The 9,159-nt window shown below is 75.7% G+C and carries 7 protein-coding genes; 2 read left to right on the top strand and 5 right to left on the bottom strand.

The window, feature by feature from the left end; all coding sequences use genetic code 11:
• Nucleotides 1–18: 18 nt before the first annotated feature.
• The 4 genes from DMH08_RS40135 to DMH08_RS14840 form a co-directional block, all read right to left on the bottom strand.
• The gene (locus DMH08_RS40135) at nucleotides 19–2,811 is read right to left on the bottom strand and encodes a hypothetical protein (RefSeq protein ID WP_158642308.1); all 2,793 of its coding nucleotides are present in this window, start codon (nucleotides 2,809–2,811) and stop codon (nucleotides 19–21) included.
• Between the two features lie 59 nt (nucleotides 2,812–2,870).
• Nucleotides 2,871–3,179 carry a hypothetical protein gene (locus DMH08_RS14830; RefSeq protein ID WP_125614764.1) on the bottom strand — a complete coding sequence of 103 codons (309 nt, stop codon included), beginning with the start codon at nucleotides 3,177–3,179 and terminating at the stop codon, nucleotides 2,871–2,873.
• A 9-nt stretch (nucleotides 3,180–3,188) separates the two neighbouring features.
• The gene (locus DMH08_RS14835; RefSeq protein WP_125614766.1) at nucleotides 3,189–3,845 is read right to left on the bottom strand and encodes an HAD family hydrolase; all 657 of its coding nucleotides are present in this window, start codon (nucleotides 3,843–3,845) and stop codon (nucleotides 3,189–3,191) included.
• 62 nt (nucleotides 3,846–3,907) lie between these two features.
• On the bottom strand, nucleotides 3,908–4,897 hold the full coding sequence (locus tag DMH08_RS14840) for an SMI1/KNR4 family protein (protein WP_125614769.1): 990 nt from the start codon (nucleotides 4,895–4,897) through the stop codon (nucleotides 3,908–3,910).
• Between the two features lie 255 nt (nucleotides 4,898–5,152).
• Between DMH08_RS14840 and DMH08_RS14845 the strand changes: the two genes are divergently transcribed.
• Nucleotides 5,153–6,862, top strand: a complete 1,710-nt coding sequence (locus DMH08_RS14845; protein WP_199747798.1) for a BCCT family transporter — start codon at nucleotides 5,153–5,155, stop codon at nucleotides 6,860–6,862.
• 52 nt (nucleotides 6,863–6,914) lie between these two features.
• Here DMH08_RS14845 and DMH08_RS14850 read toward each other — a convergent pair whose 3' ends face one another.
• The gene (locus DMH08_RS14850; RefSeq protein WP_026401631.1) at nucleotides 6,915–7,787 is read right to left on the bottom strand and encodes an alpha/beta fold hydrolase; all 873 of its coding nucleotides are present in this window, start codon (nucleotides 7,785–7,787) and stop codon (nucleotides 6,915–6,917) included.
• A gap of 56 nt (nucleotides 7,788–7,843) precedes the next feature.
• Between DMH08_RS14850 and DMH08_RS14855 the strand changes: the two genes are divergently transcribed.
• Nucleotides 7,844–9,159, top strand: a 1,316-nt coding sequence (locus tag DMH08_RS14855; RefSeq protein ID WP_199747799.1) for a BTAD domain-containing putative transcriptional regulator, incomplete at its 3' end; no start/stop codon positions are given.

Consider the following 9,159-nt stretch of genomic DNA (forward strand, 5'->3'; position numbering starts at 1 on the left):
TAACCAGCAGAAACGGAACTAACCGCGATGTGCGCGGGCCCACAGCGCGGGCCAGCCGCCCGACCCGAGCCACGAGGCCGGGACCCGCAGCCCGTGCTCGGCCGCCTCGTCCCAGAACGCGCCGGTGTCCGCCCCGAGCTCCCGCACAACGGGGAACGCCCGCCGCCACGGACCGTCCTCGTCGGCGAGGGAGGCCGCGGGGAACCCGGGGACGGTCGCGCGGCGCGGCGCCGCGACCTCCGCCAGCGCGATCCCGGGACGCGCGCAGGTGACGTGGACGGCCAGCGCGCACAGCGGCCCCGCGGCGGGACGGCGGCGGACCGCGCGGGCGAGGGCCGGGTCGTCCCGGACGGCCAGCAGCCCGACGGCGCGGCGGACGCGGCGCGCGGCGAGCTCGATCGCGTGGGCGTCCGCGATCCCCGGCAGCCGGACCAGGCGGCGCAGCGACTTCGGCAGCGGCGGCTCGCCGGACAGCGGCGCGAGCCGGTCGCGGGCGGCCGGGTCCAGCGCCTCGACCGCGTCGCGCAGCGGGCGGTGCGCCGTCGCCTCCCACAGTCCGGCCAGGTCGGCGGCGCGCCCGTCCAGCGCGCGGGCGCAGTCCCGCGCGAGCCGGTCGAGATCCGACCGGCCGATCCGCACCGCCGCCGCGTCCGGCGCGGTCGCGGCGACGGCGGCGAGCACGCCGAGCGCCGCGCCGTCCACCCGGACCAGCTCCCGGAGCGCCGGGCCCGCCTCCGCGAGCAGGCGGTCCCCCGCGCCGCGCCGGGCGGGACGCGCGGGCGGCCCGCCGGCGTCCGGAGCGCCGCCCTCCTCGGCGGCGGGCGCGTCGCCCGGGAGCGCCTCGACGCGGGCGCGGAAGGCGGCGGCGAGCTCCCGGGGCGCCTCCTGGTTGAACCGCCCCTCGATCTGGGCCACGCACCATCCGCGGGCGGCGGGCCTGAGCCGCACCACCTCCGCGTTGGCGACCAGGCGCCCGGAGGCGCCGTACAAACCCACCAGGACGGACTTCCCCGACTCGCCCTCCGGGAAGTACGCCGCGATGCAGTTGCCCATGTAACCGGCCCATTCGGCCAGGTCGCGAGCGGTGCGCGCCACTTTGGCGCGGTGGCCGCCCACCTCGGCGCCGTCCAGCGCGGCGAGCGGCGCCGGCACCGCGAACTCGCCGGTGAGGGCCTCGGTCACGGCGGTCCCGGTCAGCAGCGACTCCACGAGCGCGGGCCACGTCCGGGCGTTCCCGGGCGGCACCCCGCCGAAGGCGACGAGCCGCGCGGTGCCCGCCACCGCCTGCGTGACCGACGCGTACCCGGGACGGTCGTCCGGCTCGGGCTCGGCATCGTGCGAGAACCAGGGTTCACCGGTGCCGGGCTCGGCCTGCGCCCGCTCGCGGCCGTGCACCTGCGCCAGCGCGTCGATCAGGTCCACGTACCAGAGGAAGTCCCCGATCACCTCGGCGCCGGCGGCGTCCCCGCCGGCCTCGGCGACGCGGGCCGGCAGCGGCGCGCGGTCGAGCATCCGCGCGGCCCACGGTCCGATGCCGTCCCACTCCTCCGGCGGCCGCACGCCGTACCCCGCGCCCCTCCGCCAGCCGCCCACCGGGACCTCGGCCCAGCCGCGCAGCGCGGTCTCGGGCACGCGCGTGTCGACCTCGTCGAGGGCGCGCACGATGTCCTGCACCACCACGAGGGCGAAGTCCCGGGCGCAGGCCAGGCGCGGGCGGACGTACCCGGCGAGCCTCGCGTCCTCCGGCTCGCCCACCTTGCGGCGCAGGTCCCGCACGTAGGCGCCGGGACGGGGCGGCAGGCCCGTGAGCCCCGGCACCCGCCGCGCGTCGTACACCGCCGCGTCGTCGCGCGCCTGCTCCACGGCCGCGTCCAGAAGGTCCGCGGACCGTGCCAGCCCCTCGCGCACACCGTGATCGGCGACCGCGACGGCCGTGCGGAGCAGCGCCGTCGCGGCGAGCGCGTCCCGGTACAGCCCGCACAGCGCGATGTGCCAGTAGGCGTCCGGCGGCACCCACCGCGCGTAGTCCGCGAACGACGCGTCCGCCCCGAGGTCCCCCCTCGCCCACTGCAGGACCCGCTCGTCCTCGGAGTGCCGCCGGCGCGCGTGCAGGTCCGCCACCCGGTCGCGGCGCGACTGCGTCGCCCGGCGGCGCTCCCGGCGCGCCTCCTCGACCCGGTGCTCCGCCACCCGCCGCCACAGGTCCAGGACGAGGTCCGGCCTGCGCGGCCGCGGCACCGGCGCGAGCACCCGCCGCAGGTCGGCGCCCAGCGCCGACGGCGAACCGCCGGGGACCACCGGCTCCGGCGCGGCGAGCTCCAGCACCCGCTCCAGCTGCTCCGGGCCCAGGACGTCGCTCGCCGCCGACGCCACGTGCAGCGCGTCCCACCGGCCCTCCTCGGCGGCCCGCGCCGCCGCGGCCCCGACCCGCTTGGTGGCCGAGGGCCCGAACAGCGCGACCATGACCGCGGCCCGGTCGCCGAGCCGCCGCGCGTCCCGCACGCCGACGGCCCGCAGCGCGGCCAGGACGGCGTCGCGCCGGTCCCCGCGCGCGCCCTCCAGCCGCCCGGACCGGAACCTCGCCCCGAGATCGACCCCCGCGCCCGCCGCGACGTCGCCGCCGCCCGCCACCAGCACCCGCAGCGCCGCGACCGCCCGCCGCACGTCGCCGTCCGGCGCGTCCTCCGGGCCGAGCGCCACCGGGGTGCCGGGCTCCGCGCCCGCCCCGTCCGCCCGCACGGGCCCGGACGGCCCCGCGATCCACGCGGACCGCCGCGCGTCCACCACGCCGCCCGCCAACCGGATGTTCATCGCACGCCATCATGCGCCCGGCCCCGGCGCCCGCCCAAACGGTTTTTCCCGTCAGGCCCTCACTCGGAATTCATCGGAAAGAAACGCTCCGACAAGGCCATCCACGACGCGAACGCCAGATATCCCGTCTCGAACGCGACGAGATCGCGGTCCCAGCGCGCCCCTTCCTTTCCCTTTCGCGCGAAACGCAGCAGCACGGCGCCGCCCGCCAGGTTGAGCCCGGCCCACACGCCGTTCGCCACCGGGCCCGACTCCCGCCCGGCCAGCGGCGTCATGTGCCGGCGCCCGCTGACGGCGGTGGCGATGTGCGGCGCGCTGTTGGCGACCAGCATCCCGGCGAAGAAAGACTGCGCACGCGACGAATTCATGCCGCGATGCTAATGCAGCGGGCTCTCGTCCAGATTCGCGAGCAGCGCCCGCGGATCGTCATAGACGGCGACGGCGCCCGCGGCCTCCAGTTCGCCGCGCGCCCACCCGCCGGTGAGCACCCCGACACACGGCACGCCGACCCGCCCCGCCGCCTCGACGTCCCACGCGGTGTCCCCCACGAACACCGCGCGTCCCGCCGGCGCACCCGCCCGTTCGAGCGCCAGCTCCACGAGGTCCGGCGCGGGTTTGCTCTGCCCGACCTCCGACGCCGACGTCGCCTCGTCGATCGCGTCCTCCGCGTCCAGCGCCGCCCGCAGCGCCTGCATCTCCGGCTCGGCCGCCGAACTCGCGAGCACCACCCGCTTCCCCCGCGCCTTGCACGCCCGCAGCAGCTCCGCCGCGCCGTCGAACGCCTGCAACCGGCCCCAATACTGGGCGTACAGGGCCGTGTGCGCGTCCCGCATCGCGTCGTCGGCGCCCCGGTCGCGCCCGTCCGGCAGCACCTGGTCGAGCAGCTTGTCCGACCCCATCCCGACCGCCCGGTGGACCTCCGCCATCGCCACCGCGTGCCCCTGCTGCCGGAACGCCTCCCACCACGTGACCGCATGCAGGAACGTGGTGTCGACGAGCGTCCCGTCCACATCGAACAGCACAGCCTCAACCATGCCCCGGCCCTACCCGCCGTCCCGGCCCCCACTCGGCCCGCGCGGCTCGGGCTCGACGGGTGTCAGGTGACCGGGTCGGGGCCCCAGATGGGCCAGGCCCAGGTGGCCGGGTCGCCGATCTCCTTGGACGTCATCCCGCTGCACCCGGTGAGGACGTCGACGAGCAGTTCGGTGATCGTGCACCCGTAGTCGACGGGGCCGCCGAAGTCGAGGCGGACGACGGGCCACCGGTCGGGGTCCGGATCGCGGGTGTCCCAGCAGAGGACGTCGCGGCCCTCGGTGCTCGCGCAGAAGAGAAGGCCGCCCGGCTCGGGGAAGACGTAGAAGTACTCGTCGGGATCGGCGTCCTCGGGGCGGTCGTCGGCGCACCAGTCCTCGAGCAGGTCGCGGTGCATCTCGTGGTGGGACGCCGTGTCCTTCGGAGCGACGACGAAGAAGCCGTTCCACACGGTGGCGGGGAAGGACTCCTGGAGCCTCTTGTAGTCGGTCGGGAGCCGCGTTCCCAACTCGCCCTCGATCGCGTCCCAGTCGTGGACCTGCGGTCGGCCGGGGCCGACGATGGTCTTGAGCTGGGCGAGCGGGTCGCGGCGGACCTCCGGGTCCGGGACGGGCGCGGGCGCGGCCCGGGTCAGGACGCGTTCGCGGCGGACGGGCGGGAGCGAGAGGACCGGGAGGTCCAGGCCGCCGTCGAGCCACCGGGTGAGGAACTCGCCGGTGGAGATGTTGAGCTGCTGGTGCCCCCGGCCGACGAGGACGATCAGCCAGTCGGCCGGGTCGGGGCGGACAGGGAGCCACCAGCAGGTCTCACCCGTCGCGAAGACGCCCCACAGCCGCGCCTCGGCGGGGATGTCCGGGGTGCGATGCCGCTCTTCTTCGGCGTCCCCGGGGACGAGCAGGCGGAGGACGCCGGCGAGGGTCCCGGGGCCGATCGCGGTGATCAGCGCGGCGTAGTCGTCGGGGGCGCCGGGGACGGGCCCCCGCCACGCGCCGGGCTCGTCGACGCGGATGGACGAGGCGAACGCCCGGCCCGCGCTCTGAAGATCGCCTTTCATGCGGACACTCTGGCACGCGGGTGCGACGTTCCTCGAGCGGACGGGCGGTGCCGGCGCCGACCGGCGGACGCTCGGAAGGCGTCGCCGGTTTCCTGATGGCGCTTCGCCGAAACCGGTTCGCCTATTCCGATCCCGCTTCTTCGCTGTAACGATCCGGCTCCGCTGCGGCGTCCCCGGAGCATCGGGGGTAGCTGGCGGCACTCGGCCTGTGCATCATCGTCGACTGCCCATCAGACGACAGGAAAGGGTCGATTCATGGATGAACCCGTCGGCGGCGAGGCCGGCACCAAGAGCGATGCCGGTCCGCCCGGTACGGGCGAGGGGCCGCTGAGCGCGGCGGCCCGCAGGCTCGGCCTCCACACGGACCCGATCATCTTCTTCGTCTCGGCCGGGCTGATGATCGCCTTCCTGGTCCTGGTGCTGGCGCTCCCCGACCCGATCAACGACCTCTTCACCTCCGGCCGGGACTGGATCGTCACCAATCTGGGGTGGTTCTTCATCCTCGGGGTGACCGCCTGGCTGGTCTTCCTGGTGTGGGTCGCGCTGAGCCGGTACGGCAACCTCCGGCTCGGCGGAGACGACTCGCGGCCCGAGTACGGGAACCTCTCCTGGTTCGCGATGCTCTTCGCCGGCGGCATCGGCACCGTCCTGATGTTCTGGGGCGTCGCCGAGCCGATCTCGCACTTCGCGAACCCGCCGATGGCCGACGTGGCCCCGTACTCGGTCGACGCCTCGCGCGAGGCGATGAACTTCTCGCTGTACCACCTGAGCCTGCACACCTGGGCGATCTTCACCCTGCCCGGGCTCGCGTTCGGCTTCTTCATCTACCGGTACAACCTGCCGCTGCGGGTCAGCTCGGTGTTCTACCCGTTCCTCAAGGAGCGGATCCACGGCCCGATCGGCCGGACCATCGACATCTTCGCCGTCCTCGGCACCCTCTTCGGCCTGGCGGTGTCGCTCGGCCTGGGGACCTCGCAGATCGCGGCGGGCCTCGAGGTGCTGACCCCGCTGCCGGACAACGTGGGCACCCGGGTGCTGGTGATCACCGTGCTCACCGCCGTCGCCGTGAGCTCGATCGTGGCCGGCCTCGACAAGGGCGTGAAGCGGCTCTCGAACATCAACATCCTGATGGCCGTCGGGCTGATGGTCTTCGTGCTCCTCTTCGGCGAGACGGTGTTCCTGTTCCGGCAGATCTTCGAGAGCACGGGCCGCTACATGGAGAGCATCGTCGGGCTCTCGCTGTGGAACGACGCGATGGCCGGCTTCACCAAGGAAGGCGGCTGGGGCTGGCAGGGCGGCTGGACCGTCTTCTACTGGGCCTGGACCGTCACCTGGGCGCCGTTCATGGGCGTCTTCCTGGCCCGCATCTCCAAGGGCCGCACCATCCGCCAGTTCGTCGGCGGCGTGCTGTTCGCGCCGGCGGTCTTCACGGTGGTCTGGTTCGCCATCTTCGGCTGGTCGGCGATGCGGATCGACGGCATCGGCGGGGACGGCGGCTCCCTGACCCAGAAGGTCGTCAAGGACGAGCAGGTCCCGCTCGCGATGTTCGAGTTCTTCTCGAACTTCCCGGCGGAGACCCTGATCAAGGGCATCGCGGTCGTCGTCGTCGCACTGTTCTTCGCGACGTCCTCCGACTCGGCGTCGCTGGTCGTCGACATGCTCTGCTCCGGTTCCGAAGACCCCGGGCCGGTGCGGCAGCGGCTGTTCTGGGGCATCGCCGAGGGGACCCTGGCCGCCTCGCTCATCGTCCTCGGCGGCGACGCCGCGCTGGAAGCCTTGCAGCAGGTCATCACGGTGATCGGACTACCGATCTTCATCCTGGCCTGCCTCATGCTCGTCAGCCTCGCCAAGGGGCTGAAACAGGAGTCGCACGCGGCCTACGCCGCGCAGTTCAGGGAACTGCAGCGCCGCGCCCAGGCCGGAGACGGACCGGCGCCGCCCGAGAAGGCCGTGCAGAAGTCCTGACGGACCGGGCCCGCCCCCGATGTCGCTTCCGGGGCGGGCCCGTCGTCCTTCGTCAGCGGGTCAGCAGGTCGCGGAGGGTCTTGGTCACCTCGGCGGGGGCTTCCTCGGCCATGAAGTGGCCCCACGGGACGGTCGCGTGGACGAGGTCGGACGCCCACGGGCGCCAGAGGGCCTCGGCGTCGTAGCCGAGGGCCGCGCCCCAGTCCTGCTGGAGGACGGTGACGGGCATCGCGAGGCGGTTGCCCGCGTCCCGGTCGGCCCGGTCGTGGGCGATGTCGATGTTCGCGGACGCGCGGTAGTCGGCGACGATCGAGGGGACCGCGGCGCGGCAGGCGGCCAGGTAGGCGGCGCGGACGTCGGCGGGGATCGCGTCCGGGGAACCGGCCCACAGGTCGAGGAAGTGGCCGAAGAACGCGTCGGGGGCGCCGGCGATCAGCCGTTCGGGGAGACCGGGCGGCTGGGCCATCAGGAAGAGGTGGAAGCCGACCGCGGCGGAGGCGCCGTGCATCGCGTCCCACATGTCGAGCGTGGGCAGGACGTCCAGGGTCGCGAGGTGCGTGACGGTGCCGGGGTGGTCGAGGCCGGCGCGGAACGCGACGAGCGCGCCGCGGTCGTGGCCGGCGAGCGCGAAGCGCTCGTGGCCGAGGGCGCGGGCGACCGCGACCGCGTCGGCGGCCATGGTGCGCTTGGAGTAGGTGTCGGGGGACGTCTCGGCGGGCTTGTCGCTGTCGCCGTAGCCGCGCAGGTCGGGGACGATGACCGTGTGGTCGGCGGCGAGGTCGGCGGCGACGTGCCGCCACATCAGGTGCGTCTGCGGGAAGCCGTGCAGGAGGACGACGGGGGCGCCGGTGCCCGCGACGGCGGTGTTGAGGTGGACGCCGTCGGCGACGGCGATCCGGTGGTAGTCGAAGCCTTCGATCTTCACGTTCGGTCTCCCTCGTTCGGTGTGCCTCCAGAGTGGGCGGCGCCGATGAGCGATCGATGAGCGCGGGCGGCTATAACCGAGGGGTGCGGTTCGGGGTACTGGGGCCCGTGGCGGCCTGGGACGACGCCGGCGACGCGGTCGGGCTGCGGGGGCCGCGGCACCGGGCGGTGCTGGCGCGGCTGATCGTGGCGCGGCGGCGGGTGGTGCCGGTCGGGGTGCTGGTCGACGACCTGTGGGACGATCCGCCGCCGGACGCGGTCGGCGCCGTGCGGACGTTCGTGGCGGCGCTGCGGCGGGCGCTGGAGCCGGACCGGCCGCCGCGGGCGCCCGCGCGGCTGCTGGTGACGGAGGGGCCCGGGTACGCGCTGCGGGCCGAGGACGTCGACGCGTGGCGGCTGGAGCGGACGGTCGGCGAGGCGTCGGCCGCGCCCGCCGGGGAGCGGATCGGGCTGCTGGACGCGGCGCTGGGGCTGTGGCGCGGCCCCGCGTACGCCGACTTCGCGGACGAGGACTGGGCGCGGGCGGAGCGGGGCCGGCTGACGGAGCTGCGGCTGCAGGCGGTCGAGCGGCGGGCGGAGGCGCTGCTCGAGGCGGGGCGCGCGGCGGAGGCGGTGCCCGACCTCGACGCGCACGCGGCGGCGCACCCGTGGCGGGAGGACGCCTGGCGGCTGCTGGCGCTGGCGCTGTACCGGACGGGACGGCAGGGCGACGCGCTCGCGGTGCTGCGGCGGGCGCGGGGGCTGCTGGTCGAGCAGCTCGGCATCGACCCCGGTCCCGGCCTGCGGGGGCTGGAGGAGGACATCCTCCGGCAGGCGGACCGGCTGGACCCGGCGGGCGCCGCGGAGCGGGTGTGGGCGGAGGCGGCGGCCGCCTACGACCGGACGGTCACCGCGCGGGCGCGGCTGGAGTCCACGGTGGGGCTGCTGCGGGACCTCGCCGTGACCGGCGGGGAGGGGCTGCTCGCGGCGCGGCGGCATCGGGTGGACGCGGTCCGCGCGGCGGAGGAGCTGGGCGATCCCGAGCTGACCGCGCGGGTGATCGGCCTCTACGACGTCCCGGCGATCTGGACGCGCGTGGACGATCCGGCCCAGGCCGCCCGGGTCGTCGCGGCCGCCGAGCGCACCCTGGCGGCGCTGCCGGGCGGGCGGGACGCGACGCGGGCGCGGCTGCTGGCGACGGTCGGGCTCGAGCGGCGGGGGGGGGGCGGGGGGGGGGGGGGGGGGGGGGGGCGGGGGGGGGGGGGGGGCGGGGGGGGGGGGGGGGGCGCCGGGGCCCGCCCGCCGGTCTTCGGGTCGGGTCCGGCCGGCGGTGCTAGCGCAGCCCGGCCGCGACGTCCTTCACCTGGCCGAGCGAGGGCGAGCCGTGGACGTGC

The sequence above is a fragment of the Actinomadura sp. WAC 06369 genome (assembly GCF_003947565.1).
GTDB classification, from domain to species: Bacteria; Actinomycetota; Actinomycetes; order Streptosporangiales; family Streptosporangiaceae; genus Spirillospora; species Spirillospora rifamycini.